This is a genomic window from Actinomadura sp. 6K520 (assembly GCF_004349245.1).
Taxonomy (GTDB): domain Bacteria; phylum Actinomycetota; class Actinomycetes; order Streptosporangiales; family Streptosporangiaceae; genus Spirillospora.
The window spans coordinates 1-26,202 of record NZ_SMLC01000071.1; the positions used below are offsets into that span (position 1 = coordinate 1).

General features: G+C 67.4%; 24 protein-coding genes and 1 CRISPR repeat array. Of the genes, 17 read left to right on the forward strand and 7 right to left on the reverse strand.

Annotated elements, in window-relative coordinates; genetic code table 11:
- The 4 genes from E1289_RS19665 to E1289_RS19680 form a co-directional block, all read right to left on the reverse strand.
- The coding region (locus tag E1289_RS19665) for a cytochrome P450 (RefSeq protein ID WP_131982200.1) at nucleotides 1–1,042 on the reverse strand (1,042 nt) is incomplete at its 3' end.
- Complete coding sequence (locus E1289_RS19670; RefSeq protein ID WP_131982202.1) at nucleotides 1,039–1,437, reverse strand: hypothetical protein; 399 nt, start codon at nucleotides 1,435–1,437, stop codon at nucleotides 1,039–1,041. The genes E1289_RS19665 and E1289_RS19670, both read right to left, overlap by 4 nt.
- A gap of 332 nt (nucleotides 1,438–1,769) precedes the next feature.
- Nucleotides 1,770–2,255: a DUF6114 domain-containing protein gene (locus E1289_RS19675; protein ID WP_131982204.1), complete on the reverse strand. Its 486-nt coding sequence runs from the start codon at nucleotides 2,253–2,255 to the stop codon at nucleotides 1,770–1,772.
- Nucleotides 2,246–2,923 carry a DUF6230 family protein gene (locus E1289_RS19680; protein ID WP_131982206.1) on the reverse strand — a complete coding sequence of 226 codons (678 nt, stop codon included), beginning with the start codon at nucleotides 2,921–2,923 and terminating at the stop codon, nucleotides 2,246–2,248. Before E1289_RS19680 ends, E1289_RS19675 begins: the two co-directional genes overlap by 10 nt.
- A gap of 122 nt (nucleotides 2,924–3,045) precedes the next feature.
- Here E1289_RS19680 and E1289_RS19685 point away from each other — a divergent pair, with 122 nt between their 5' ends.
- From E1289_RS19685 to cas2, 9 genes are all read left to right on the forward strand, one after another.
- Nucleotides 3,046–3,642: a TetR family transcriptional regulator gene (locus E1289_RS19685; protein ID WP_131982208.1), complete on the forward strand. Its 597-nt coding sequence runs from the start codon at nucleotides 3,046–3,048 to the stop codon at nucleotides 3,640–3,642.
- Nucleotides 3,643–4,786: 1,144 nt separating this feature from the next.
- Complete coding sequence (locus E1289_RS19690) at nucleotides 4,787–5,287, forward strand: CRISPR-associated endoribonuclease Cas6 (RefSeq protein WP_243712971.1); 501 nt, start codon at nucleotides 4,787–4,789, stop codon at nucleotides 5,285–5,287.
- Nucleotides 5,288–5,405: 118 nt separating this feature from the next.
- Complete coding sequence (locus E1289_RS19695) at nucleotides 5,406–6,767, forward strand: hypothetical protein (RefSeq protein ID WP_131982210.1); 1,362 nt, start codon at nucleotides 5,406–5,408, stop codon at nucleotides 6,765–6,767.
- On the forward strand, nucleotides 6,764–7,819 hold the full coding sequence (gene cas7i, locus E1289_RS19700) for a type I-B CRISPR-associated protein Cas7/Cst2/DevR (RefSeq protein ID WP_131982212.1): 1,056 nt from the start codon (nucleotides 6,764–6,766) through the stop codon (nucleotides 7,817–7,819). Before E1289_RS19695 ends, cas7i begins: the two co-directional genes overlap by 4 nt.
- Before the next feature lie 79 nt (nucleotides 7,820–7,898).
- Nucleotides 7,899–8,552 carry a CRISPR-associated protein Cas5 gene (locus E1289_RS19705; protein WP_131982214.1) on the forward strand — a complete coding sequence of 218 codons (654 nt, stop codon included), beginning with the start codon at nucleotides 7,899–7,901 and terminating at the stop codon, nucleotides 8,550–8,552.
- 66 nt (nucleotides 8,553–8,618) lie between these two features.
- Nucleotides 8,619–10,976, forward strand: a complete 2,358-nt coding sequence (gene cas3, locus E1289_RS19710; RefSeq protein ID WP_131982216.1) for a CRISPR-associated helicase Cas3' — start codon at nucleotides 8,619–8,621, stop codon at nucleotides 10,974–10,976.
- Nucleotides 10,973–11,470: a CRISPR-associated protein Cas4 gene (locus E1289_RS19715; protein WP_165970543.1), complete on the forward strand. Its 498-nt coding sequence runs from the start codon at nucleotides 10,973–10,975 to the stop codon at nucleotides 11,468–11,470. Before cas3 ends, E1289_RS19715 begins: the two co-directional genes overlap by 4 nt.
- A gap of 1 nt (nucleotide 11,471) precedes the next feature.
- The gene (gene cas1, locus E1289_RS19720; RefSeq protein WP_131982218.1) at nucleotides 11,472–12,452 is read left to right on the forward strand and encodes a CRISPR-associated endonuclease Cas1; all 981 of its coding nucleotides are present in this window, start codon (nucleotides 11,472–11,474) and stop codon (nucleotides 12,450–12,452) included.
- 9 nt (nucleotides 12,453–12,461) lie between these two features.
- On the forward strand, nucleotides 12,462–12,725 hold the full coding sequence (gene cas2 / locus E1289_RS19725; protein ID WP_131982220.1) for a CRISPR-associated endonuclease Cas2: 264 nt from the start codon (nucleotides 12,462–12,464) through the stop codon (nucleotides 12,723–12,725).
- 144 nt (nucleotides 12,726–12,869) lie between these two features.
- A CRISPR array of direct repeats spans nucleotides 12,870–14,231; the repeat unit is 30 nt; unit sequence GTCCTCATCGCCCCTGCGAGGGTTCGCAAC.
- Nucleotides 14,232–14,346: 115 nt separating this feature from the next.
- Here the strand turns inward: cas2 and E1289_RS19730 are convergent.
- Complete coding sequence (locus tag E1289_RS19730; RefSeq protein ID WP_131982222.1) at nucleotides 14,347–15,111, reverse strand: hypothetical protein; 765 nt, start codon at nucleotides 15,109–15,111, stop codon at nucleotides 14,347–14,349.
- Nucleotides 15,112–15,386: 275 nt separating this feature from the next.
- On the opposite strand from E1289_RS19730, the gene E1289_RS19735 reads away from it, so the two are divergent.
- From E1289_RS19735 to E1289_RS39040, 3 genes are all read left to right on the forward strand, one after another.
- On the forward strand, nucleotides 15,387–16,388 hold the full coding sequence (locus tag E1289_RS19735) for a helix-turn-helix transcriptional regulator (RefSeq protein WP_131982224.1): 1,002 nt from the start codon (nucleotides 15,387–15,389) through the stop codon (nucleotides 16,386–16,388).
- A gap of 100 nt (nucleotides 16,389–16,488) precedes the next feature.
- A complete protein-coding gene (locus E1289_RS19740) occupies nucleotides 16,489–18,219 on the forward strand; it encodes a S9 family peptidase (RefSeq protein WP_165970544.1) in 1,731 nt (576 codons plus the stop codon).
- A gap of 80 nt (nucleotides 18,220–18,299) precedes the next feature.
- Entirely contained in the window at nucleotides 18,300–19,706 is a 1,407-nt protein-coding gene (locus E1289_RS39040) for an MFS transporter (RefSeq protein WP_131982229.1), read from the forward strand.
- A gap of 219 nt (nucleotides 19,707–19,925) precedes the next feature.
- Here the strand turns inward: E1289_RS39040 and E1289_RS19755 are convergent, their stop codons facing one another.
- Nucleotides 19,926–20,429, reverse strand: coding sequence for a hypothetical protein (locus tag E1289_RS19755; protein WP_131982233.1), 504 nt, complete (start codon nucleotides 20,427–20,429; stop codon nucleotides 19,926–19,928).
- Between the two features lie 233 nt (nucleotides 20,430–20,662).
- Here E1289_RS19755 and E1289_RS19760 point away from each other — a divergent pair, with 233 nt between their 5' ends.
- Nucleotides 20,663–21,226 (forward strand): hypothetical protein, encoded by a 564-nt coding sequence (locus tag E1289_RS19760; protein WP_131982235.1) that lies wholly within the window; start codon nucleotides 20,663–20,665, stop codon nucleotides 21,224–21,226.
- 36 nt (nucleotides 21,227–21,262) lie between these two features.
- On the opposite strand, the gene E1289_RS39660 is transcribed toward E1289_RS19760, so the two are convergent.
- A complete protein-coding gene (locus E1289_RS39660) occupies nucleotides 21,263–22,222 on the reverse strand; it encodes a hypothetical protein (protein ID WP_243712972.1) in 960 nt (319 codons plus the stop codon).
- A gap of 354 nt (nucleotides 22,223–22,576) precedes the next feature.
- On the opposite strand from E1289_RS39660, the gene E1289_RS19770 reads away from it, so the two are divergent.
- From E1289_RS19770 to E1289_RS19780, 4 genes are all read left to right on the forward strand, one after another.
- Nucleotides 22,577–22,939 (forward strand): hypothetical protein, encoded by a 363-nt coding sequence (locus E1289_RS19770; protein ID WP_131982237.1) that lies wholly within the window; start codon nucleotides 22,577–22,579, stop codon nucleotides 22,937–22,939.
- Nucleotides 22,940–23,040: 101 nt separating this feature from the next.
- On the forward strand, nucleotides 23,041–24,840 hold the full coding sequence (locus E1289_RS19775) for a hypothetical protein (protein ID WP_131982239.1): 1,800 nt from the start codon (nucleotides 23,041–23,043) through the stop codon (nucleotides 24,838–24,840).
- Between the two features lie 141 nt (nucleotides 24,841–24,981).
- Nucleotides 24,982–25,275 (forward strand): hypothetical protein, encoded by a 294-nt coding sequence (locus E1289_RS38285; protein WP_165970545.1) that lies wholly within the window; start codon nucleotides 24,982–24,984, stop codon nucleotides 25,273–25,275.
- Between the two features lie 89 nt (nucleotides 25,276–25,364).
- Nucleotides 25,365–26,198 carry a DUF2637 domain-containing protein gene (locus tag E1289_RS19780; RefSeq protein ID WP_165970546.1) on the forward strand — a complete coding sequence of 278 codons (834 nt, stop codon included), beginning with the start codon at nucleotides 25,365–25,367 and terminating at the stop codon, nucleotides 26,196–26,198.
- The last annotated feature ends 4 nt before the right edge of the window (nucleotides 26,199–26,202 follow it).

A 26,202-nucleotide genomic window follows, 5' to 3' on the forward strand; every position in this document is an offset into this window, starting at 1 on the left:
TGTCGAGGGTGTCGGGTTGTTCGACGAGGTCGGGGTCGTGGTTGGCCGCTCCGAGGAGCATCACGATGACCTGCCCGGCTTTGAGGTGGGTGCCGGCGAAGTCGGTGTCGTGCAGGACGGTGCGGGCGTCGAGTTGGACGGGTGAGTCGTAGCGCAGGAACTCCTCGACCGCTGTGGGGATGAGGGCTGGGTCGGCGCGCAGGGCGGCTTGCTGGTCGGGGTGGTCCAGGAGGGCGTGCAGGGTGTTGCTGAGCAGGTTGGTGGTGGTCTCGAACCCGGCGCCGAACAGCAGCAGCGACGTGGAGATCATCTCCTGTTGCGACAGGCGTGTCTGCTCGGGTGCGGTGGCCATCCGCGACAGCAGGTCTTCGTGCGGGTCGGCTCGTTTGGCGGCGAGGAGGTCGGTGAAGTAGGCGACGAGGTCGGCTTCGGCCGCGGCGGCGGCGGTGATGGCCTCGGGGTCGGCGGCGGGTTCCAGGAGTGCGACCATCTGGCGGACTTTCGGGGTGAAGACCATCCGGTCGGCTTCGGGGACGCCGAGCAGGTCGGCGATCACGTTGACCGGCAGTGGCAGGGCGAGGGTGTCGACGAAGTCGCCGCCGGACCGGCGGGCGAGTTGGCCGAGGTGTTTGCGGGTGCGGTCTTCGATGGAGGCCCGCAGGTCCTGGATGTGCCGGGTGGTGAACACCGATCCGACCGAGCGGCGCAGCCGGGTGTGTTCGGGCGGGTTGGCGAACAGCATGCTGTGCCCGAGGCGCCCTTGGGCCTGGCGCTGTTGTTCGCTGGCGCCGCCGGGGAGTCCGAAGCCCGCCAGTTCGTTGCCCTTGCCGAACGAGCGGTGCCGCAGCGCCGCGTCGCACTCGGCGAACCGGGTCAGCACCAGGGTGCCGTCTCCGGTGAGCAGTACCGGCGCGGTCTCGCGCAGCCGCCGGTAGGCCGGGTAGGGGTCGTCCTGGGGGGTCAGGAAGATCTCGAAGAACAGCTGCTCGGCGGCCGGATCGCTGGTCGCCGTGCCCAGGGCCGTGCCGTTCGGGGATGTCATGAGGGGGTCCCGTCGTCGAATTGGCCGATGGCCTCCCAGACGCAGCCTCCCGCTGGGCCGGTCGCGGTGAGCCGTGCCCAGCTCTGTCCGGCCTCCACGGAGGCCAGCCGCGCCACCAGCAGGTAGGGCGGGCCCGCGGCCGGCCACTGCGTCCAGGTCAGCCAGATGCCCCGCAGCCGCAGCGGCGCTTCGATCAGCGACCCCAGGTGCGTGAGCGTCACCGCGCACGCGCTCATCACCGCGCCGGGCTGCGGTTGGTCGGCTGGGCCGCCGGGCAGCACGGCCAGTGCCCAGACCTCGCCGCCGACCGCCCTCCATGCCAGTGATCGAGGTGCGGGGGGTGGATCTGATGGGGGAAGCGGTTCGCGCCAGACCAGACTCTGTATCCCATCCATACCCCCACCATTTGACACTCAAGCCTTCTATGTCAATGAGGACAACACAACTGTTCTGACTGTCAACCAGTCCATTGCTCGGGGTTTGCGGACACTGGGGTTGTTGCAGTCATCGGTGTCAGCACCCGGCAAGCCGTACAGTCGCGCGGCTGGATGCCGGGCACACCCTCCAGCCACAAGGGGTACCGGTCAGAACCGCGTCACGGGCGTATTCGCCCCCCGGTTCGATCTGCCCCCGGGTTCGGTCTGCCCCCCGGGTTCGTCTGCGGGGGCCTGGCGGGCTGTGTGGTGTGAACCTGGTCCCGGCGGGCGCCTCCGCCGGGACCAGGGGTCTATGGGGTGTGCGGGTGGTGCGGCTGCTGGGTGGAAGGTTCACCGGAGGGCGGGTCGGCGTCTCCGGTGGAAGGCCGGGTGGCGTGTTCGGTGGCGTGTTCGGTGGCGGGGGTCCAGGCGAAGGCGAGGGAGCCGCCGGTGAGGGCGAGGAGCATGCCGATCAGGAAGCCGCCGAAGTTGGTGTAGAGGAAGGAGGCCAGGGCGGCCAGGAGGATGATGATGCTGAGCAGGGTGTGGTGGCGGGGCTGGTACCACAGCAGCAGGCCGGTGGTGGTGATGATGCCGCCGAGCAGGAACCCGGCCAGGCCCGCGTTGCCGGGCAGCGACAGCACGGTGTACAGGTCGGCGGGCAGCAGCAGGATGGACGCGCCGCCGGTGGTGGTGAGCAGGCCGCCCCAGAAGGGCCGGGTGCGGCGCCAGGACCGCCAGCGCCGCCAGTGGGTGCGCAGGCGGCCGGTGAGCGGGGTCGCGGCGTTCAGAAGCATTCTTTGACGTCGCCTCCCATGGTCATGTCGATCCCGGCGAGTTTGAGTCCGCTGGCGGTGACCCAGCGGACCTGGCCGTGGATGCGCAGTTTGAGGTTGGTGCCGGTGATGGGCAGGGTGCCGGGCGGGCCGGTCTGGACGGGGATGTCGCCCAGGCCCTTGACGGGGGTGGTGCCGCCGCGGCCCAGGGCGATGCCGCCCCCGACGACCTCGACGTCGTCGATGGACTCCAGGGCCAGCTGGAGTTCGCTGAGCTGGAGCCGCTGCCCGGGTTGAGTGGTGATGCGCAGCACCCGCGAGCCCAGCGGGCTGGAGACCTTGCCGGAGGCGCAGATGCCCTCGGCCCAGGTGTCGCGCAGCGCCAGGGCGACCACGGTGTGCCGGTCGCCGTCGCGGGTCTGGAAGAACCGGGGGAAGGACCCGCCGGCGTTGGTGGACAGCCGCTGGATGGTCAGTTTGATGTTGGTCTTGCCCTTCAACCCGGCCGATACCGGTAGCGCGCCGCGCAGCACCCCGACGACCATCACCGCGACCACACCCAGGACCGGAACCAGGACCGCGGCGAACCTCCTCCACCGGGTCCGCCCCGCAGCGGCGGCGGGACTGCTGACGCGCGGGGTGTCCAGCGGAGCGTGGCGGCGCCGCCACAGCCGGTCGATGAATCTCACCCTGCCACCTTTGACAATCAGCCACGACTTGTCAATGCCGCGAACATCATTGGTTGGAATGTCCTCGGTTGGGGTCGAGGGGTGTCCGGCCACTGGACACCCGGCTTGTTACTGTCGGCGGCGTGAACACTCACGTCCCGGCCGACTTCCAGACCCGCGTGCGCCACCAACTCCGCAGCGACGCCCTGGACGCCGCGTTCGCCCTGATGACCGACCAGGGCTGGTCGGCGGTCACCATGACCGCGGTCGCCGCGGCCGTCGGCGTCAGCCGCCAAACCCTCTACAAGGAGTTCTCCTCCAAAGACCAGATCGGCCAAGCCCTGCTCATCCGCGAAGCCGAACGCTTCATCGACGGCGTCGCCGCACACGTCGCCGCGCACGACGACGTCGCTTCCGCGATCGAGGCCGCCGTCCGCTACACCCTCGACCAGGGCGCCACCAACCCGCTGCTACGCACGATCCTGTCCGGCGACCGCGGCGGCACCACCCTCCTGCCCCTGGTCACCACCGACTCCCAGCCCCTCATCGCACTCGCTGGCCAGGTCCTCAGCCAGCACATCACCGCCCGCGCCCCCGGCCTGGACGACGAAGACATCGCCGCGACCGCCGACGCACTGGTCCGCCTCACCGTCAGCCACCTCCTGCAACCCCTGGACGACACCGGCACCACCGTCACCCGGCTGACCCGCCTGGCCACCCGCGGCCTCGGCCTCCCCTAAACCCCGAACCACCCCGACCCTGCGGCCGGTGCACAACGAACAGCCGATCTTGACCGGGTCGGCGGTGGCGCGCGCTGCTTAGCGTGACTGATCCGGAGACCGGACCGTGGCGGCGGTGGCTGAAGCTGATCAACCGGCCGGAGGGCGAGTGCCGCACGGACCTCCCGCGCCAACACGACATCGCATCGACCGGACACACAGATCGCAGAAAGAAGCGTCCACAGTCCCGCAAACATCTGCGCCCGCTGGCACCGGAGGGCTGCGGCGAACCCCGCCTTCATGCCCTTCAGTGCATCGCCCGTGAAGACTTGGCCACTGGTGCTCGTTCGTTACGCAGAATGATCTTGAAGCAGGGGCTCCCGGTATGACCTGAAGGACCCGTTGTCACTAGCCATCGCGAGTGGGACGGGTCAGCCCATGTCAACGCCTGTGCCGGTGAGTCGAGGTCGGCTGTGGAGCCGTCCGAGCATGTGCCCCCACTCCCTGCAAGGCTGCTGCCATAGACGACTTGTCGCGAACCCTCGCACGGCGATGAAGGACCAAGGTCGCCAGACGTACAAAGGTCAGCCTTTCCTTAGTTGGCACCCCGAAGGGCGATTAGGGCTAGGGCGGACGACGTACCAGCAAGAGACTTGATCAATTGCGAACGCGATGCCTCGGTACGGAAGAGCGGTCTTTCAGTCGTATAGCCCTGCCTGTTCTGAAGGCCACATTCGGACAGGCGATTTCGCGATCAACTTTACGAACGACCCACTCTTCGGATTGCGAGGTGCGTAATGTCCCGGGACGCAGGCGAGGAGTCGAGGGGGCTCCCGCTCTCAGGTGGGTCTGACGGGAGTCGTCCATCTGTACTCGCCGACGGCCCATGCCTTGGCTGGCACGGATGGACGAGGAGGACGGGGTTTCGATGCGTTTGCGCTTGACCTTCCATACGGGAGCCCGTGAGTTGGCCTGGGACGATGTCTTGGCTCCTGGGCGGGCTCTGTCGTACGCGCTGTTGGAGCGGGGGGCACCCGAGCTGGGGCCTGTGCTTCATGAGGATGGGTGGGGGCCGCACGGCCTGGTGCCGTTCGGTTACGGGGCCCCGGTCTTTCCAGCGGCGCGCCGGCGTCGGGGCGTTTATGCGGCCGAGGGTCCAGGTGTTGTGGAGTTCGGGAGTCCGCTGTACGCGGTGGTCGAGGGATGGGCTGCCGCGCTGGCTTCGGTTCCTGTGCTGGCCTGGGGGGCGACTGCGTTCATCGTGGACAAGGTCGAGCCGGTGGAGGCTCCGGTGTTCTCGTCTGGGAAGGCCGTATTCCGGACAGTGACGCCGGTGGTGATGAAGGGCTCAGGACGCGATGAGTCCGGCGTCCGGACGCGCAGACAGGCGTGGTGTCTTCCTGGTGAGGCGGAGTGGGACGCCTACATGCAGGCAAATTTGTGGCGCAAAGCAGTGACGCTGGGGCTGGATCCCGAGGTAACGCTGGAGAGCGTCGGTTGGGTCGGGCCGAAGCGTTCTTTCAAGGTAGGAAGCAAGGCTGGCGGCAAGAAGCCCGGAGCCTGCGTCGAGATCACGGTATCCGGCGAGCCGGAAACGCTCTCGGCTCTGCACTCGTGGGGCCTGGGGCAGGCCAACAGCACGGGGATGGGCTGGATCGGTGCCTGATTCCATATCGGACGACCCAGGACCCGGTCAGACGCAGACACGCCAGCCCCAGGTGGCCTTAGCCGATGATTCGGCCGATCCGCGGTCCGTGGTGTTGACCGCGAGTCCGTTGCAGCGGGTGGGCGCGTTCGCGTTGGCCGCGCTCGCCCGGGCCGAGCATCCTCAGGATGTTGCAGGCGAGCCCCTCATCGGCGTCGTCGATCTGATGACCAGTCATCTCCTGGAGACGGCCCACGTTGTAAAGGCCGCCGATCCCGGTGGCTTCTGGCTCGGCGCCAGCTATCTTCTCTGGCCCAACTCGAAGCTGAATCCGACGGCGCGCGGCAAGCAGTCTCCCTCAGAGCGGGGAAAGCTGATCCGTGAGTGGCGTGCTCGGCCGGATCCTGTCGAGTGGCCGGGGGTGCCGTGCGCGTACTGCGGGCGTTCGGCCTGCGGCTGGTACGGCAAGGTCGACATCCCGCTGGGCGCGAGCGTCGCGCATCGTAACACCACCGCGCCGGGGCATGAAGGCACGCCGCTGTGCTTTCCGTGTGTGGCGTGCCTGTGGGCCTTTCCGTATGGGACGTCGCTATCGGGTGGCCGGGCTGCGCTGATGCATTCCTGGGACGACGTGTTCCTGGCGAAGATGACCAGGTCTACGGTCGATCAGACCTTGCGGCAAGCCGCGGCCGGTCCTTCCAAGGGAGCGAAGCCCGGGCCGTACGCGCGGGAGTTGTGGGTGCTGCAGGCGGTGCGCGCCTACAGCCGGCGGATCACCTCCGGTGTGGAGCTGATCGTGCTGTCCAACTCCAACAAGGAACAGCTACTCGCCACCCAGGAGTTGAGCCAGCCGATCGCCGAATGGCTACGGTCCACCAACAAGATCCCCGAGCGCCGCGCCGGGTACCAGGCCCTTGTCGTAACCCAGGAGACCAAGCAGGTCCCGGGCGAGGCGTTCTTGGCCAAGCGGGCGTTCAGCCGTCCCGCGCAGGTCTTGGAGTTCGCGATCGGTCATGTCCTCGGCCGGATCTCCGCGGCGGTTCTCGTTCCCGCCGAGGCAACGGTGCTGGCCCCGCTTTTGTACTCCTACTGCCGTGAGGTGCTGACCATGGACGACAAGGACGTCGAGCGCATCAAGGAACTGGCGAAGCGGCTCGCCGCGCTGCTGGGGCAGGACAGCCGCCCTGGGCCGTTCCGCGATTTCATCCGCGCGAATAGCAAGGGCGGCAACCTCTACGGCTGGTTCCGCTCCAAGGGCGTGGACTGGCTGCTGTTCCCACGCCCCGACGGTACTGCGCCGGTTCTGCTCCCGGTCCAGGACTACCGGCTGCTGTTCGAGGACGAGCGGTCCTGGTCGTGGCGGCGGCTTCTGGTCTTCGCGGTGCTGGAGGCGCTGGCCGAGGCGGGTTGGGAGCCCAAGGGCTCGCAGGAGGAACTCCAAGAGATCAAGGACTTGGCCGACGCCGCAGGCGGAGGCCAAGAGGAAGGGGCGGAACAGTGACGTTCCTGGTGGGACAGCAGATTCTGGAGATCAAGGCGGGTGCGCCGAACAATGGCCGCGGAGAGGACAACCGCGGCATGGTCAAGCAGTTCGCCGTGGGCCGGGGGGAGAAGTACCCGTACGTGTCCGCGCAGGCGAGTCGCCGGTGGTTGCGGGACAGCCTGCCGGCGGGGGAGCCGACCTCGCCGGTGATCCGCAGTGGCGAGGGCAAGAAGCAGCAGGCGTACACCCGGGGCCGTCCTGACCTGTACCTGGACGATGACCTGTTCGGCTACATGATCGCGGTCAAGGCGGACGAGGCGGGCGCGAAGAAGGGCGAGTCCAAGACGTTTATGCGCGACACGGTCCTGGCGACCGGCACGCTGGTCTCGGTCGTGCCCAGTAAGCCGGTCATGGATTTCGGCACGATGAGTCGCGACTTTGAGCCCGGAACCCATCCCGTCATCCACGAGCACGAGATGTACACCGCGGACCTGGCCGGCGACCTGCTGCTGGACCTGCCGCGCGTCGGCACGTTCGAAACCGGCGGCAGGACCACCAAGGCGGCGTTGCCCCCTCGTCTGGCGGACGAGGTGGTGGAGAAGGGCGGCTATGAGGTCGTGCTGCGCGGTGTGCAGTGCGTGCGGTTGCCGATAGACGAGCGGCGTCGCCGGGCGGGGGTGTTGTTGCGGACGATGGCCATGGTTAAGGGTGGCGCCAAGCAGTCGGCCCACTACGGTGACCGCACGCCCGGCCTTGTGATCCTTGCGCCGCTCAAGGGCGGAACCAATCCGTTCACGCGGGTCGTCCGTGAGCGGGAGAAGGCGACGTACTTCGACGCGGACGTGCTCCGCGAGGAGATCGGCGCGTGGTCGGACGAACTAGACGGGCCGGTCCGGATCGGCTGGGCACCGGGATTCCTCGGCAGCCAGCGCGACCGGGCGTTCAGCGACCTCACCGACCTGCTCAAGGACGAGAAGCTGATCCTCGGGCACCCGCGGACTGTGCTGAACACTTTGGCCGACGAGATCGAGGCCAGTGACCACGACTCCTGGTTCGAGGACCCGCAGTAGCGCGACCGCGTCGATGATCGGCCCTTCGAGGGGAACCATCGCCGTCCGCCCTGCGCCGTCCGCCGCTGAGGAGCGCACTATGCCCCAGGCTCTGGAACTGACCGTCACCGCCCCCGTCGTCAGCTTCCGTAATCCGCTCTACGACGGGTTGCAGATCGGGTTGCCCTGCCCACCGCCGTCCACCGTCGGCGGGCTGCTGGCCGCCGCCGCCGGGGGATGGAATGAGGTCCCCCAGCACACTCGCTTCGCCATGACCTTCCATGCCGCCGGCGCCGGAACTGACCTGGAGACCTATCACCCCCTCGGCAGTCCCGGCATCCCGACCAACGCCACCATTAAGGACCGCGAATTCCTGGCCTTGGTGACGCTGAAGGTATGGCTTACCGAGGACATCGCCCTGTGGGCTGCCGCGTTTCGCCGTCCTGTATGGCCCCTGCGGCTCGGCCGCAGCCAAGATCTGGTGTCGGCCACCGCCCGCCCCGTGGAACTGGGCACCTCCCGCGGCCGTCAGGGACACGCCGTTGTCCCGTTCGACGTGCCGGACACGGTCGGTACGGCGATGCGGCTGACGACCGTCATCTCCGACGATCGAGCCCGCTTCAAATGGGACAGCTACCGGTACGCCCCCTCGGGCGCCCGCACCGAAATCGACACGGGCATGGCCACCGAGCACGGACAAGCCGTAGCGATGCTCCCGCCCGTTCACCCGAGCCTGTTGGCCCCCGTCGCCTGAACCTCGGAGCCGACCCTGAAGAACCTGCGCGCGAAAAGCTCCACCAAGCCGGGGGTCCCCGGCGAGTTGCTGACCAGCCACCTTCTCAACACCCTCGAAGCGGTGCAGGAGATCCGTGCACGGATCGGTGACATCCCCGGCATGCCCGCCGGTTTCTGGACGTGGGCAGCCCTCGCCGCACTCCTCCATGACACGGGGAAACTGCCGGACGGCTTCCAGCGAATGATCGGCAACACCGCTGACAAGCCGGCCGCCTGGGGCGAACGACACGAAGTACTCTCCCTCGGATTCGTTCATCTCCTGCTGGAGGGCCTGCCCGAGGAGGAACGCAACTGGATCGCGGCAGTAGTCGCGGGTCATCACCGCCCGTTCACCGCGGGCCTCGAATCCCCCTCCAAGCTGCCCTTGCTCACCCAATACGGTGACGATCAGCCCGACGCTTTCGCCGCCAGATTCACCCCGGCCGACCAAAAGCACCTCACCGGCCTCATGGGATGGCTGCACGCCACTGGCCGGCGGCACGGATTACCCCTTGCCGAACGTCTGCCTACTCCGAACGTCCGGCAACTGACCGACGCCGCCCACCGGCTTTTCCAGGACGTCATGGATCGCTGGGAATGGTCAATCCCACCCGGCGACCAGAGTGGAAGAACAGCGGTCCTGCTGCTCGGCGCCGTCACCATGGCCGACCATCTCTCCTCCGCCCACTCACCGTTGGACACCGAACACCCACTGGACGGAACCTATCCCGCTCAGCTGGCGCAACGACTCGCCGCACGAGGCCACACGCTCCGTCCGCAACAACGACAGGCCGCAAGCGTCACCGACAACCTTCTCCTGCGCTCATGGACCGGGAGCGGCAAAACCGAGGCCGTCCTCCTCTGGGCCGCGACCCAGATCGGCGACCTGTCCACCCGAAGCAACGGCAATCCGCGCGTCTTCTATCTGCTGCCCTACCTGGCCAGCATCAACGCCATGACCGGCCGCCTCGCCAAGGAACTGGACTCACCCGACGGCATCGGTGTCGCCCACTCCAAGGCGGCCTCGTACCATCTCGCCCAGTCCCTGGCCGATGGCTGCCCCGGCGACGACACCGATCCCGTGGATGCCGCGTCCAAGGCGCATTCCCGTGCGGAAGCGACCAAGAACTTCCGGGAGCTCTTGCGCGTCGGCACCCCCTACCAGCTCCTTCGCGGAGCCCTGGCCGGTCCCGTGCATTCCAGCATCCTGACCGACAGCGCCAACTCGGTCTTCGTCCTGGACGAACTGCACGCCTACGACGCTCGCCGACTCGGCATGATCCTCGCCATCATGAGCTTCTGGCGCGACCTCGGCGGACGCACAGCGGTGCTCTCGGCCACCCTGCCCACCGCATTGGCAAATATGGTGAACGAGGCACTCGGCGAGCAGACCACTCTGGTCGAACCGCCGCCGGAGAGCCACGCGCCGATCCGCCACCGACTTCACATCCGCCAAGCCCATCTCACCGAGGACGCCTCTCTCAACGAGATCCGCCAACGGCTGGCCGACGACCAATCCGTCCTGGTCATCGCCAACAATGTCCGCTACGCGATCACGCTTTTCCAGACCCTGCGTCCTTACTGCGTCGAACGCCACGGCGAAGACTCCGCGTACCTGCTCCACGCGCGGTACCGCCGCATGGACCGGACCGCCATAGAAACCGCCCTCCAAGAACGCTTCGCCAGCGGGAAACCGCGACGACCCGGCCTGCTGATCGGAACCCAGGCGCTCGAAGTCTCCCTCGACCTGGATCTCGACGCCTGCCACACCTCCGCGGCGGACCTGGAAGCCCTCGTCCAGCGCTTCGGCAGAGTCAACCGGCTGGGCACCCTCGCCCCCGCTCCAGTCATCGTTCACCAACCCGCGTACAACCGTCGGCGCGGTGGCGGAGGCGCCCTGTGGGCCGACGGCGTCTACGAGGCCGAACCCACCCAGCACGGATGGAACATCCTCACCCGCCACGACGGGCAAACCATCAACGAGCAGGTCATCACCGGATGGCTCGACGAGATCTACACCAGCCCCTGGGGTCGCACGTGGGCCAAAACGGTTGAAGATCACCGGCAGCAGTTCGAACGCGCGTTTCTGGAATTCTCCCAGCCCTTCGGCGACCGTTCCTGTCTTGCTGAAAAATTTGACGAGCAATTCGACGGAATTGAAGCGATACTCGCGGAAGACCGCGAAGACTACAAAGCCGCGCTGGAACAGGGGGCGAGTAAGAGAGATGGTCGTCTCCACGCCGACCAATATCTCATCCCACTGCCAGCGTGGGGCGCCGGGCTCGGCGCATACGACAAGCTGCTCAAGGTGCGAATAATCAACGCCGACTATGACGCACAGCTCGGATTGCAAGCCATCCACCATGACATAAAGCAGATCTACCAAGCTGGTGAAGTCATATGATCGATGCCGAGGAAGTCGGCGGCGTCCACATCAAATACCTTTATCACTGCCGCCGCCAGCTATGGCTGTACCTCCGCGGAATCCGTCCCGAGCACATGAGCGGCCTCGTCCAGTTCGGTGAAGCCGTACACGAAACCTCGTACACCCGCAGCGCCGCCATCGACCTGGGCGCCGCCAAACTGGACTTCATCGACGGCCAGCACTGGGTCCACGAAGTCAAGTCCTCCACAAGGCCAACTCCCGCCGACGAAGCCCAAGGTCGGCACTACTGCCACCGCCTCGAACAGATCGGCATCGACGCCAAAGGCGCGATCCTGCACTACCCCAAGACCCGCCGTACCCATCGCTACCCCTACACCCCCGAAGCTGCCCGCCAAGCCCAAGCCGACATCGGCGACGTCCTCACCGTCGCCGCGGCCCCCGTCTCTCCCGACCGGCTCGCTCGCTCCGCATGCCGAGGATGCAGCTTCACCGACTACTGCTGGACGGAATGACATGCCCGCCGCCGCACGGACCTACTGGCTCACCAGCCCCTGCCGAATCCGCCGCAAAGACGAGTCACTGGTCATCGAACGCGAGTCGGCCGGCAAGGTGCACATTCCCGTCACCGACGTCCGAGACATCGTCGCCTGCGCTGAAACCGACATCAACACCTCTGTCGTTGCGCTACTGAACCGCCACCGCATCAACGTGCACCTGCTCAGCTACTACGGCGACTACGCAGGATCACTCCTCACCTCCGACACGAGCACGTCCGGTGAAACCGTCCTGGCCCAAGCGCGACTCGCCGAACATCCCGAGGCGGCTCTCGAAGTCGCCCGCAGCATCGTGAACTCCGCGGCCTTCAATGTCCGCCGCGTCATCGACCGAAAGCTCCTCGCCCGCCCCTACGCCGTCCTGCAGAAGAACCTTGAATCCGCCGAGAGTTCCGCGCATCTCATGGGAATCGAGGGCACCTTTCGCCGATCAGCCTGGGACGTTCTCGACACCAAGCTCCCCGACTGGCTCCAACTCGGCGGGCGCAGCCGCCGCCCACCAAAGAACGCCGGCAACGCCTTCATCAGCTACGTCAACGGCATCGTCTACGCCCGCACGCTGACCGCCCTGCGACTGACGCCCCTCCACACCGGTATCGCCTTCCTGCACAGCAGCATGGAACGCCAGCGCCACTCCCTAGTCCTCGACCTGTCCGAGATGTTCAAGCCGCTCTTCGCTGAACGCCTGCTCTTGCGGATGGCCACACGCAACCAGATCAAGCAGCATCACTTCGACAGCGAAGCCAACCAGGCCATGCTGAGCGAGAGCGGCCGCAAACTCGTCGTCCAAACTGTCCGCGACGAACTCGCTGTCACAGTCGCCCACCGCACCCTCGGCCGTCCCGTCGCCTACGACGAACTTCTCTACCTCGACGCACTCGCGCTGACCCGACGATGCCTGGAAGCCACCCCGTACAAGCCCTCCCGGATCTGGTGGTGAGAACGCACCGTGCACGTCATCGTCGTCTACGACACCGCAGCCGAACGAAATCCCCGCATCCTGCGAACGTGCCGCAAGTACTTCCACCACGTACAGCGCAGCGTCTTCGAGGGCCAGGTCAGCGCAGCCCAACTACGCCGCTTCCAGAAAGAAGTCGAAACCCTCCTGGACCTGAGCTACGACAACGTGATCGTCTACACCTTCCCGCCCGGCACAACCCCCATCCGCCACGCCTGGGGCGCCGCCGAGCCGGCCCCCACCGACTTCCTGTAGCTCTCGGCCCCACTCTGCAAGGCTCAAAGTCGATCAAGAAGTTTCAGCGACACACCGGGCCCATCTACACAACCGGAGGATCGCTGAAGATTCGGGCCGACGTCGCCAATGCAAGCCGTACACCACCTGCGGCTTTACCATGGTGTCCTCATCGCCCCTGCGAGGGTTCGCAACAACTCGGTGCGCGACAGGGTCGGGGCGCCGGCGCCGGTCCTCATCGCCCCTGCGAGGGTTCGCAACTTGGCGGCGGCGCGGACGGTGCGGGTGGTCTCAGCGGTCGTCCTCATCGCCCCTGCGAGGGTTCGCAACACGAGGGGCGGGCCCTCGGCGGCGCGGACCATGGCGGTCCTCATCGCCCCTGCGAGGGTTCGCAACATGCCGCCGACCGGTCCGGGGTCACGTCCACCGCGGTCCTCATCGCCCCTGCGAGGGTTCGCAACATGCCGAGGCCGTCGCGGGTGATGCGCTCCTGAAGTCCTCATCGCCCCTGCGAGGGTTCGCAACGCGATGGCCTGCTCTGTGTCGGCGATCGCGCGGTGCGTCCTCATCGCCCCTGCGAGGGTTCGCAACTGCCGGTCGAGCGCGTCGGCTACGGCGTCGACGGCGCCGGTCCTCATCGCCCCTGCGAGTGTTAGCAACATGAGGCCCTTGAACTCCGGGCGCCCGGACAGGGGGTGGTCCTCATCGCCCCTGCGAGGGTTCGCAACGGGGAAGAATCCAAAAGGACGCGCTCCCCCTCTTGCGTCCTCATCGCCCCTGCGAGGGTTCGCAACAGGCCGCCGGGACACTGCCCGAGGCGAGGCTCGCCGGCGTCCTCATCGCCCCTGCGAGGGTTCGCAACGTCCGAACCGTGCGTGGCTGCGGTTCCCGGGTGCGGGTCCTCATCGCCCCTGCGAGGGTTCGCAACGCGGAGATGGTGAAGTTCAACGTCCAGTTCCGCAGTCCTCATCGCCCCTGCGAGGGTTCGCAACGTGAGCAGGCATGACGCGCCGCCGGCTGCGGCCCGCGTCCTCATCGCCCCTGCGAGGGTTCGCAACACTGCCTGTACGGCACGAAGACGCTCGACGCCAACCGGGTTCTCATCGCCCCTGCGAGGGTTCGCAACGTCACGCGTTCTCCTTGTTCCCGGCCCGCGGGCGCGGGGTCCTCATCGCCCCTGCGAGGGTTCGCAACTCGGGCCGGCCGCAGCCCCCAGCCTCGTCCCGCTGGTCCTCATCGCCCCTGCGAGGGTTCGCAACGACAGGCGGTAGCGGATGCCGGCGCCGGATCCGGAGAAGTCCTCATCGCCCCTGCGAGGGTTCGCAACCGGACGTTGGCGGGGTGCGGTTCGATCCGGGCGACGGCGTCCTCATCGCCCCTGCGAGGGTTCGCAACTGGACTACGGGGAGCATCAGGACGACCAGTACGGCAGTCCTCATCGCCCCTGCGGGGGTTCGCAACGCGCCGTGGGGCGACTTTGAGGGCCGGCCCCCATCCGTCCTCATCGCCCCTGCGAGGGGCCGCAACCATGGCTTACGACTCTCGTACTCGTGACGGTCGTCCAGGTGCGACATCACCGTCCGCATCGGCATCGGCCAGGCACGCCTGACCGATGCCGATAGCTTCTGCGCGTTGTCGTCCGCTACGACGTGTTGCCTGACAATCGCATAACCGCCTGCTCCGCTGAGAGCAAGGGGATTGGCTGGCTGGGTAGTGGGCGAGGGCCGGTTTCTTCGATCACGTGCGTGGGGCCGTAGGGCCAGAGGCCGGACATGAGCGCGATGAGGCTGTTGGCTGGCCAGCGCTGGAGGGTCTCGTGGACGACGTCGGCGTCCGGCCCTGGGGTGGCGAACCAGACGACCGCCGGGCTACCGCTGGACGGATCGTTCGTTGCGCGGATCATCGTGGTCATATCGGCCTCATTTTCGAGGTGCTCGATGGCGTCCTCCAGGCTCTCCGTGACCTGCAGGCGTGGCCTGCGGCTCTCGATGACGGTCTCGGCCGAAAGGGGCGAGAGGAGACGGTCCAGGTCCACCCTGGTTGTGATGACCTGCGCGACTCCGGCCTTGCCTGTGAGTGCTTCGGTGAGCATGGTGCGAAGGAGTGGATTGGCGCCGGGGCCGATGAAGCCCGCTCCGTGAGGGTGTCCGAAGGCTTGGGCGAGTAGCTCCGTCTTCGTGCCTGCGTCGCGGCCATCGGTGCACGTTCGCTGGGGCGACGGTTCGCCGAGGGGGCCGGGGATGAAGAGGTCGCGCAGCCGGGTCCGGATCGTTCGCAGGGCGGGTCTGAATGTGCAGCGGCTGTCCTTGTTCGTCGGGAGGGTGATACGTGGGCGGCGTGTCTGAGTGGTGCCGCGGGTGGTCAGGCGGTCGCACGCCTTGCAGGTCCGCGCGGAGGTGCTCGTCATCGTGACTCCTGGTCGGTTCGGTTGTCGCTTGCGAGGCCGATGAAACCGGGGGGCGACCCGTCAGGAGGATGAGCGAAACCCGCGCTGGGCAGAAGTGATCAACCTTGGATGGCCGTCGATTGGACGTCCAGGAGGCCGAAGAGGCGCTGGTTCAGCAGCTCGCAGCCAGGTCTGTGGACGTTGATCACTTCTGCTCATTGACGTGGAACACTCACCGGCCGGTCATGTAACTGTTCCAGCTCACATCGCTACTCTCTGTTGCTGGAGGTGGTGAAATGGTCGTTGGTGCCGAGCAAGCGGCCAAGCGGCTGCTGAAGGACATCGTTCCCGACGAGCTGCTACTCGCGTATACCCAGTTACTGGCTCATGGAGGGTGTCTCCAGGACGACGCAGCGGAGTTCCTGGGTGGCGCCGAGCAAGTTGAGGCGCTGATCAACGCGGGGATGGCGCATGTCCAGTCGTCGGGCCCGGCACTGCCGCCGAGGCTGACTCCCGTCCCGCCGGACCTGGCCTTGCAGGGCACACTCGCCGACCTCACGCGCCGCCTGGTGGCCGATCAGGAACGGCTGCTGGCGGGGCAGCGGCGGCTGGCGGAGACGCACCCTTGGGCAAGTCCGGCGGTGGACGAGTCGAGTGACCGGCTCGTGCGCATCATCACCGATCGGGAGGAGATCGGGAACGTGTCGCGGGCTCTGATCACGGCCGCGCGGCACGACTGGATGACGATGGACAACGGGTACGTCGAGCGTCCGATGGACGAACTTACGGCCGTCCCGCCCCCGCCGTCCTTCGAGGGCCATGTCAGATGCCGGGCCCTGTACGAGACGAGTTGCGCCGAGCATCCCGTCGGAGCCAAGACGATCGAGATCGCCGTCGATGCCGGTGAAGAGGCGCGGCTGCTGCCGAAGATCGGCATGAAGATGAAGCTGGCGGACGAGGCAATCGCCATGCTGCCGCTGACCCCGACCGGGATGTCGGGTGCCCTGCTGCTGCGCTCGTCGGTCATCGTCGCGGCGCTGCGCGAGTACTTCGAGTTGCTGTGGGAGCGTGCGATTCCCTTCGGCGCGTCGAGTCCCGAGAGCCCGTTGACTCCTTTGCAGCGCCAGATCCTAAGCATGCTCGTCGAGGGACTGCCCGAGTCGAGCATCGCCAAGCGGGCCGGAGTGAGCCTTTCCACGGTGCGCCGGCACTCGGCCACCATCAGAGACAAGCTCGGCTTCAGCCATCACCACTTCGCCGCCGGGGCCGCCGCCGTGCGCCGCGGCTGGATCCCCTGATCCCCGACCCCTCAGAGAGGCGTGTATGCCCGAGTATCGGGACTTTGTTCCCCGGCAAGGTTTCCAGCCCACCCTCGCACTGTCCCCGGACGCGGCCACGGTGGCTTACTCAAGCAACGCCGCCGGCGGACAATTCGACCTGTGGACCGTCCCCGTCGCGGGCGGCGAACCGCGACGGCTGACCGAGCTTGCGAATCAGGCCGTCCGGCAGGCCGCGTGGGCACCGGACGGCAAGAGCCTGGTCTTCACCGCCGATCGCGAGGGCGACGAGCAGTACCGCCTGTACCGGATCGGCCTGGAGGCCCAGGAGCCCACCGAGATCAGCACAGGCCCCGACTGCCAACGAATCTTGGCCTCCTCGCCCTTCGATGCCGACGGACGCTACCTGACCTACGCCGCCAACGACCGCGATGCGACCGTCCAGGACATCCTTGTCCGGGATCTGACCGACGACTCCGAGCGGCGCTTCGTCCCGCCGCCCGGCGTGGTGTTCGAACCCGCGGGCATCTCCCCGGACGGCCGATGGCTGCTGACGGCCGGGTTCCGCTCCAACATGCACGTCGCGGCCTATCTGATCGACCTGCGCGACACCACCGCCGAACCGCAATGCGTCACCGCGGCACACGGAGACGGCCTCTTCGAGCCGGGCCCCTGGATGCCCGACTCCTCCGGCTTCTACCTGCGCACCAACCTGTGGGGCGAGTTCATCGCCATCGCGCGCTACCGCCTGGACGACGGCGCCCTCGAACCGGTCTCGCGCCATGATTGGGACGTCGAAGGCATCGAGGCGGCCGAGGACACGCTCGTCTGGTCGGTCAACGTGGACGGACGCTCCACCCTCCACACGCGCCAAGGCGACGCCGTCCAACCGCTTCCCGACATCCCGCCAGGCGTCATCAACGCATTGACGCTCGCACCGGGCGCCGACCCGATCGTCCTGCTCCTCGACACGGCCACACGGCCCACCGAGATCGCCGTCCTCGACACCACAAGCGGCTTCCGGTACCTCACCGACGCCCGCCCACCCGCGCTGCACGTGATCAACCCCGTCGAGCCCCAACCGGTCGTCTATCCGGCGTCCGCCGGACGCAGCGTCCACGCACTGCTTTACCGGCCGCACACACCCGGCCCGCACCCGGTGCTGCTGTCGATCCACGGCGGACCCGAGGCCCAAGAACGTCCCACCTACTCGCGTTCAGGGCTCTACCAGCACCTCCTCGACCGAGGCATCGCCATCTTCGCGCCCAACATCGCCGGGTCGACTGGTTACGGGGCCACGCACCAGAAACTCATCTATCGCAACTGGGGCGGCTACGACCTGGACGATCTCGACCACGCCACCCGCTACCTGCACTCCGCTCCCGACCTGGACGGAGACCGCATCGCCGTCATGGGCGGCTCGTACGGTGGCTTCGCCGCGCTGTCCTGTCTAGCCCGACTCCCTTACCCATGGGCGGCCGGCGTTTCCCTCTGCGGCCCGACGAACCTGGTGACACTGGCACGCTCCTGCCCGCCCACCTGGAAACACTTCGTCTCTGTCGTCCTGGGCGACCCGGACACCGACGCCGACTACCTCACCCAACGCTCTCCAATCACCTACGCCGACGCCATCACGGCGCCGCTGTTCGTCCTGCAAGGTGCGCGCGACCCCAGAGTTCCGCGGGCCGAGTCCGACCAACTCGTCACTCGTCTTCGCGACCGGGGCGTGGACGTCCGCTACGAAGTCTTCGAAGACGAAGGGCACGGGTTCACGAATCGGAAGAACGAACTTCGCGCCTACGAGGAAATCGCACAATTCCTTCGCGGCCATCTGCTCATAGGCAGCTCATGAAGCAAGAGCTTCGGCCGGGTTCCGGAAAGAGACACGAAAGCCCGCGCAACTCTCAGGGGGGCGGACACTAGCTTTCGACGGTGTTCAGATCCCTGTCACCGCTGAGCCCTCTCAAAGACCCCGAGATCGCTCCCTTGTTCATCGCCCGGCTGGTGTCCAGCGCGGGCGCCGGCTTCGGGCAGCTTGCCCTGGCCTGGGGCGTGATGCAGCTCGGATACGGCCCGGGTGGCCTCGCGATCGTTCTGGCCTGCAACTCGGTCCCCGCCCTGCTCATCATCGTCACCGGCGTCGCCGGAGACCGGTTCCAGCGCCACCGCGTGCTGATCACCGCCGAACTCGCCACCAGCCTCGCCTGGCTGGCGTTCGCCGTCTGCTTCTGGACGGAAAAGGCCACGCTGCCGCTCCTATGCGCCCTGGCAACGCTGTCAGGAATAGGCACGGCGATGTTCCTGCCGACGATCCGCGGCATCGTCGCCGACCTTCTCGCGGAGAACGGACGGCGCGCAGGAAACGCACTCATCAAGCAAACCGACTCGATCGGGCTGCTGATCGGCCTGTCCTCCTCAGGGATGGTCGTCAGCACGGTCGGCCCCGGCTGGGCCGCCTCGACCCGAGGCGTCCTCTGCGCCGTCGGCGCGCTCGTCCTTTGCCGCCTGCGGACACCGAGCTGGCGAAGCGCCAACCCCAACTTCCTGCGCGAACTACGAGCGGGATGGCGCGAGTTCACCTCGCACCGCTGGGTCTGGATCATGACGCTGCAGTACACGGCGGTGATCGTCGCCATGATCTGCTACACCGACATCGCCGGCCCCATCTACATGGACGACGGCCACGGCGGCGCGCGAGCCTGGGGGATCGTCACCGCATGCGAGTACGTCGGCGCGCTGGCCGGCGCGCTCCTCGGCAGCCGATGGAAACCCGCTCGCCCCGTCTTGATCGCCGCCGCACTCCCTGCCGCGGGAGCAGTCCCCATGTTCCTCATGGGCATCCAGGCACCGTGGGCGGTGCTGGCGGCGGCGACGCTCATCCCAGGCGTCGGTGCGGCGCTCTACTACGTCCTCTGGACGACCGCGCTGCAGAACACCTTCGCCCCCGAGGTCCTGGTGCGCGTGAACAGCTGGAACATCATCGCCAGCTACGTCCTGATGCCGGTCACCGTCCTGACCGCTGGCCCCCTGGTCCAGGGCATCGGCGCAGAGGCCACCGTCCTCGCTGCAGCCGCCCTAACCACCGTCGCCGTCGCGTGCTCACTGCTCATTCTCCGCTCCACACCCGCAGCACTGGCCGTCACACGTAAGACCATAGGAAAAGGACCTGATGCCTACGTCATTGGGCAGGCGGCCCAGCTACAGAGTGCCTCGGCGAGGCGTTCGGGAGCGGATAGCCGCCAGGCTTCGGTGACCAGTTCGGCCACTTCCTCTGGATCGACGGTGGCCAGCTTGACCTCTACCCAAGCGAGGCGTCCGCTGGCCCAAGACGGGGAGTAGGTGGTCGGCTTCTCGGCGATGAGGGCGGCCTGTTCCTCCTGGGGGGCCTTGGGCAGGACGACGTCTTCGTCGTTGAGGTAGCAGAACCCCTTGTCGCGAAGCCGAAAGCCGGACAGGTCGGAGAACGCTTCGCGCTCAGTGACCTCCGGCAGGTTGAGCACCAGTTCCAGGAACTCCCCAGCGCGCATGCCTGAAGCTGTATCAGCCGGGCCGGGCGGTTCATCCCATCTCGGGGATGGATCGCAGGAGCGCCGCCAGCTCTCGGTCCGGGCTGACGTGCCGGGCGTAGAGCGGGCTGCAGGGCGTGGTCGCCAGCCGTAGCGAGAGTTCGAGCAGATCTGGTGCCGGGTTGCCGGCGCGGTAGGTGTTGGCGAGGTGGGTGAACTCGTTCATCACGCCGACGACGCTGCGGTTGGCGGTCTTGGCCAGGCGGTGTTCCCTCATCCGCTCCAGTTCCCTGTTGATCACACCCTCTGGGGCGCCGTGCGCGGTGAGGACCGACGCGAGTTCCCCGGGGAACCGGTCCAGCAGAGTCGCGGCGGGGGCGAGCGGCATCAGGACCGGCAGCAGTGTGGGTTCGTTGACGAGCAGTGCGACCTGGGGTCTCCAGAACAGCGCTGTGGCGTACCACTGGCCGAGCAGGGTGGTGTACTCCGCTTCCGGTTCGGCGTTGGGCGGGCCGACGCGGTCGAGCAGCTTCTTGGTCGCGCGCACGAGGAGCATCTGATCCAGTCTGGCCCCTCCTGTCCTGCAGAGACAACGAGCCGAGTTACTCAGCCGAGGCTTACGGGAAGGACTCAGGCCGTGACATGCCGTTGATGAAGCTCGCGATGGTTGCTTGTAGTTGACAGGATGAGGTCGCGGAGCTGGGAAGTTCCGGCTTCGCCGACAGTGCCGTCCACAGAAAGGGAGTGCCGCCTTGATCCGAATCCTTCCGACGCTGGAGAGCACCCCACGTGAACGATCCCGAAAGCCGTACCGACGAGGACATCGAACGGGTCGCCGGCCAACTGCATGAGCATGTCCGGACCCTCAACCATCTGACGCAAGGACCGCCAGGGCTGTCCGAGCCGGCCGCCGCCTACACGGTCCTGGGGAACCTGGCCCAAACCGCCTTCCGCCTGGCGCAGACGGCCGAGCAGATCGACGCGTTCCTGACGCGCGAACTCGACGCCGGCAGGCTCGGGCATGACCGCGGTGACGACCCCGTGCCCGCCGTGACGGCGGCGCACAACGCGCTCGGCCAGGTGACCGAGCAGGCGGCCGACCTCGGTGACAGCTTCCGACGAGCGACAAGCGCACTCGCCCCCATCCACGCCGTGGACGAGGGCGATAAGCCGTCGCAGGACCGGCACGCAGTGGTCAAGCTGGTAGACGAGAAGAACGCCCAGGTGCGCCCTGCGAGTGAGGACTTCCCCAGAACGATCGGTGAGGTTCTCCCGCCTTCGAACTCGGCCGAGGACGTCCCACCGGAGCTTCGCTCACCGCCGCAGGTACCGCATCCGCGTCGCGGCCGGTAGGCCGATGTCGTGCCGTGCGGTTTCTGGCCGCGAGTGTCATCGCAGGGGAGTGCCGGGCTCGTCCATGTTCCACGTGGTGGGCAGGGCGTTTCCGCATACGGCACAGACGTAGTGGTCGTCTTTGACGATGTTGCGTTGGCGGCATTGGTGGCAGCGCCGGAACACGATCGGGTGGGTGAATTCAGCGGGGTGGTCAATGCCGGCCCGGTCGAGGGCGGCGGCGACGGCCGGCCAGGAGGAGGGGTCGGGGCAGTAGCCGGTCGACTGGTTGCTGATCTCAGTGACCGCCCAGGTGCCGTGGTCCTCGGCGAAGGTGATCTCACCAGCGCCGAGCACTGAGTCGCGGCCCGCGCAGGCGACGTGCTCGCTGCGTTGCGGGGCCAGGCGCAATGTCCCGGCCAGGTCGATGACGTAGGTGAACGGTTCGTGCAGGGGTTGCGCGGTCTGCTGGGTCAGCCAGGCGGCGAGGTCGCCGTGCGAGGTGATCGCGTACCCGCGATGGCCCTGCTCCACCTGGTCGAAGATGTCGGCGGGGCCGACGTAGTTGTACTCGCGCGGGCCGAGGAGGTGCAGGGCGGCGGCGAAGGCGGAGAAGGTCGGTGCGACGGTGCGCCATGCGCAGCGTCGGCGGTCAGTGAAGAAGTCGCTGGCGACCACGCGTGGGTCGGAAGTGCTGGTGCGATAGTCCAGAGCGATTGCGACGTCATCACCTGCATGTCGGTTGACCGCGATGAGGACGGCGAGCTCGACATCGAGCCAGGGCAGTTCGACAGGGGCGGTGGCGGTGCTGCCGCGGTTCAGCCGGAACAGTTCGGAGGTGATCTCGTCAGCCGCCAAAAAGTGCAGCAGTGACTGTGACTCTCCGCGTATCTCGTCGTAGTGCGTGAGGAAGTCCAGCGGGTCCTCGAACCACGGCATGACCTCGCGCAGAACGCCGTCACCGGGATGCCGCCATTGCCCCGTCTCCAGCAACTGCACGAGGAGGGTCGGCAGCACCAGCCCGCGGATGCTATGGGTTTCCCGCTGTGCTCGGTGTCCGCAGCTCGGCTCATACGACCGAGCCTGTCACGTCCGGGCGCTTTCGTCAGGGTGCCAGTGGGCCGTCCGCCGGGTGCTCGCCTGGCGTGGGGCAAGTAATGGCGGAAGTGACACTTACAGGCTTCGGACCGGGCGCGGTCCGAAGAGGGAATTGGGAAGGCCCACCAGCCTGAACGGGGGTAAAAGTTGGCGCTTGGTGGTCACGAAGGTCCGCGGCTTGGGGGCCGGCGGGAGAACGGTGCTGGCGCAGGACATCGGCGAGGACAGGGGCATCGTCGGCGGCGAGTGCGCGGGCAGCGGCGAGGTGTTGGGGTGCGTATCCCCCTGAGTGAGGAGGAGTACGCCGTGGTACTGGCGGCGGCCGAGCGGGTCGGCATGGCGGTGAGCGCTTATGCCGGCGAAGTCACTGTCGCGGTGGCCATGCAGGCCGATCCGCCGCGCTGGTCGCCGCTGACGGAGTTGCTGAGTGAGGTGATGCATGCTGCTGGACAGGCTCGTCGTATCGGAATCAATCTCAATCAGGCCGTCGCCGCCCTGCATTCAGCGGGCCAGTCCACACGTGCTTTGGAACAGTACGCGCGGGTCGCGGCGGCCTCGACGCAGAACATCGATGCGGTCGCCGAAGAGATCAGGAGAGCGTTGCGTCGGTCCACCGGGCCGAGGACTCGACAATAGGGCGAGGCCGACGATGGCCCGCACTCGGCTGATCGCGGGCAGAGCTACGAAGTTCCGGCCGTCATGATTGTGATTCGTCGGGTGTGGCGCGGTAGGGCTGCGTGATCGCCAAGGTCATGCGAGGTGAGCGCGTACCGGGCCTGATCCGCTACCTGTACGGGCCAGGGCGGCGCAACGAGCATCAGGATCCGCATATCGTCGCAGGCTTCGATTCTCCGGAAGCGCTCGAACCCCTCATAGGGAAGGACGGGAAGCGGGACTTCCGGCGTCTGGACGCTCTGATGCGACAGCCGCTGGATCTGCTGGGTGAACGCAACCATCCCAAGCCGGTTTGGCATGTGGCCGTCCGGGCGCATCCGGACGACCCGGTGCTCAACGATCGTCAATGGGCGGACATCGCCAACGAGATCATGGACCGGACAGGGCTCGCTCCGTCCGGCGACGACGAAGCCGTCCGCTGGTTCGCCGTCCGCCATGCCGACGACCACATCCACATCGTCGCCACCTTGGCACGCCAGGACGGGACCCGTCCCAGCGTGTGGAACGACGGCTACCGGCTGCGCGCCGCCTGCCGGGTGGTCGAGGACCGTTACCGGCTGCGGCGGACGGCCCCGGCGGACCGGACGGCGGCGCGGCGGCCCAAGCGCGCCGAGATCGAGAAGTCCGAACGCGCCGGCCGGTCGGAACCGGCGCGCAGCGCGCTGCGGCGGCATGTGGTCACCGCGGCCGCCGGGGCTCGGACGGAAGCCGAGTTCTTCACCGCTCTGGCGGCTGAAAAGGTCCTGGTCCATAAGCGTCGCAGCGAACGCGACGGCGGTGCGGTCACGGGTTATGCCGTCGCACTTCCTGGTGACGTGGGGCCGTCCGGGAGGCCCGTGTGGTTCGGCGGCGGGAAGCTGGCCGACGATCTCACGTTGCCCAAACTCCGTCGCCGATGGGCATCGGACGGTGTTGATCGTCCGGCGTCTCGTCCGCTATCTGGACGGCACCTGTCGGCGCGGACGGCGCGCGGCGTGTTGCGGACGACCGTCCGCCGCGCGGCGGACGAAGCCCGTTCGACTCACGAGTTCCTCGATCTGCTTGAGCAGCACGGGCTGCTGGTGCGGCGGCGCTACAGCCAACTCGATTCCGATCAGATCACCGGCTATGCCGTCGCGCTGGCCGAAGGTGAAGAGCCGACCTGGTACAGCGGCGGGCGGCTTGCCGACGACCTCACTTTGCAGCGCCTTCAGCGACGATGGGAGAGCTTTGGGTCGGATGCCTACGGCGATCCTTCCGTCCTGCTGTGCGACCTCACGCACGAAGAACGGCAGGCGTTCTACGACGACGCGGCGCGTGCTGCCGCGTACGCCACGTCCCAGATCCGGCGGCATCTGGCCACCAACCCCTATGCCGCCGAGGACGCCTGCTGGGCCGCGTCGGACGCTCTGCACGTGGCCGCCGCAGCAACCGGCAATCCTCATCTACGCCGTGCCGCCGACAGCTACGACCGGGCCGCACGCTCGCCCTACAGCCGGACTCCTCGTCCCAGATCAGAAGGCAACGCATTGCGTACCGCGGCCCGGCTGCTGACCCTCGCCGGGACTCATGACCGCACCACCGTCTCCATCCTCGTGCTGGTCAGCCGCTTGATCGCCCTTGTGGACACCATCGCCCAGATCCGTCTGCTGCAACAACGTCAGGCGCAGGCCGACGCGGCACGTCGAGCGAAACAGCACCTCGACCACGCAGCGGCCGGTCATCACGGCACGCTCCTGGGCGACCGTGTCGTCCAGCCCACGCAGGCACAGCTGGCCATGGCCGGGTTCCCCAACCCGTGGGCACCCGCGCCACAGGGCACGCAGGCGAGCGCAGCACCGAGCATGCCGCCACGGCAGCCGAACCGGCGACGAAGGCCGTGACCCACCGATAATCGCTCAAAAGCAGCCAACACGCCGGTCACACACTTTAGTTGACCGACGTCTGTGTGTGCTGCATCTTTCTGATCAAGAACTTTAGTTGATGGTCGCTTCGGTCATCGGCTGACATCACCGGGGGGCGCGATGTACAAGCAGGCAACGACCACACAGGCTGAGCTGGCGGAACGGCGTGCGAGGCTGCTCCGGCTGCACTACGAGCTGAAGCGGCTGGGAGCCTGCGTGCGGGCTCGCACGCCCCGTAACGGACGCTGGCGCTTGCGCATCCGGCACAACGGCTGGTCGGAGACCGTCCTGTGCGCCGGCGCCGACGGAGCGTACGCCTACGTCACCGCCCACGGGCGGCTGCTCGGCACCGCCGACGAACCCCGGTACGTCGCGCGGCTGCTGCTCTGGATGGTCGAAAGGCGCCTTCGGTGACCCGGCCCAAGCCAGCAGGAGTGACTCCCTCGGCCACCGGTGGGCAGAAGGCCGCGCGGGCGCCTCGGGAGACCCAGGTCATCAAATGGGTGGCTGCCGGAGTCGCTCCGCTGATCGTGGCGCTGGCCGTCCTCGGCGGCGTGGGGTCGTTCACCACCATCCGGCAGATGGCCGAGCCGCATTTCGGTGGGCTGGCATGGATCGTCCCAGTCGGCATGGACGTCGGCATCTTGATCCTGCTGGCCTGGGACCTGCTGATGGAGTACCTGGACCTGCCCTGGCCGGTACTGCGCTGGGTCGCCTGGCTCTATATCGCCGGCACCGTCCTGGTGAACGTGTCCGCCGCGCACGGAAGCTTGGCCGGCAGCGTGATGACGGCGGCGATGCCCGTCCTGTTCATCACGGTGGTCGAAGGCGTCCGGCACCTCATCCGCCGATGGGTGGGACTGACCTCGGTCAACCGGGTCGAACGAATTCCGGCCGCGCGGTGGCTCCTCGCGCCGGTCTCCAGCCTGCTGTTGTGGCGACGCATGGTCCTGTGGCACATCACCGAGTACCGGCAGGGGCTCGACCTGGAGCACCGCCACCTGCTGGCCGTCTCCGAGCTCCAGCAGGACTACGGCAGGTGGTCCTGGCGATGGCGTGCCCCGCTGGCCGACCGGCTCGCCCTCAACCGACTGCCCGCCCAGGACGCGCCTGGCCAGGCCGCTGACGGCGACAACATCAGAGCCAAGCGGCGGGAGAACCAGTTGATGGACATTGCCCGGCAACTCCACCGCGAGGTCGAGCGGGAAGGCGGCCAGTTCAGCCGGGACCGCCTCGGCCAACGCCTGCGCGAATCGGGCTTCACCATCGCCAACTACCGCCTCACCCAGATGATCGCCGCAGTTCGTAATGAAGCGGCCAGGCGGGGCTCGGCATGATCGC

Coding starts and splice junctions, on each gene's coding strand:
- E1289_RS19670 (WP_131982202.1), bottom strand. CDS start 1,437: ATGGATGGGATACAGAGTCTGGTCTGGCGCGAACCGCTTCCCCCATCA.
- E1289_RS19675 (WP_131982204.1), bottom strand. CDS start 2,255: ATGCTTCTGAACGCCGCGACCCCGCTCACCGGCCGCCTGCGCACCCAC.
- E1289_RS19705 (WP_131982214.1), top strand. CDS start 7,899: ATGCCCCAGGCTCTGGAACTGACCGTCACCGCCCCCGTCGTCAGCTTC.
- E1289_RS19715 (WP_165970543.1), top strand. CDS start 10,973: ATGATCGATGCCGAGGAAGTCGGCGGCGTCCACATCAAATACCTTTAT.
- cas1 (WP_131982218.1), top strand. CDS start 11,472: ATGCCCGCCGCCGCACGGACCTACTGGCTCACCAGCCCCTGCCGAATC.
- E1289_RS19730 (WP_131982222.1), bottom strand. CDS start 15,111: ATGACGAGCACCTCCGCGCGGACCTGCAAGGCGTGCGACCGCCTGACC.
- E1289_RS19735 (WP_131982224.1), top strand. CDS start 15,387: ATGGTCGTTGGTGCCGAGCAAGCGGCCAAGCGGCTGCTGAAGGACATC.
- E1289_RS19755 (WP_131982233.1), bottom strand. CDS start 20,429: ATGCTCCTCGTGCGCGCGACCAAGAAGCTGCTCGACCGCGTCGGCCCG.
- E1289_RS38285 (WP_165970545.1), top strand. CDS start 24,982: ATGTACAAGCAGGCAACGACCACACAGGCTGAGCTGGCGGAACGGCGT.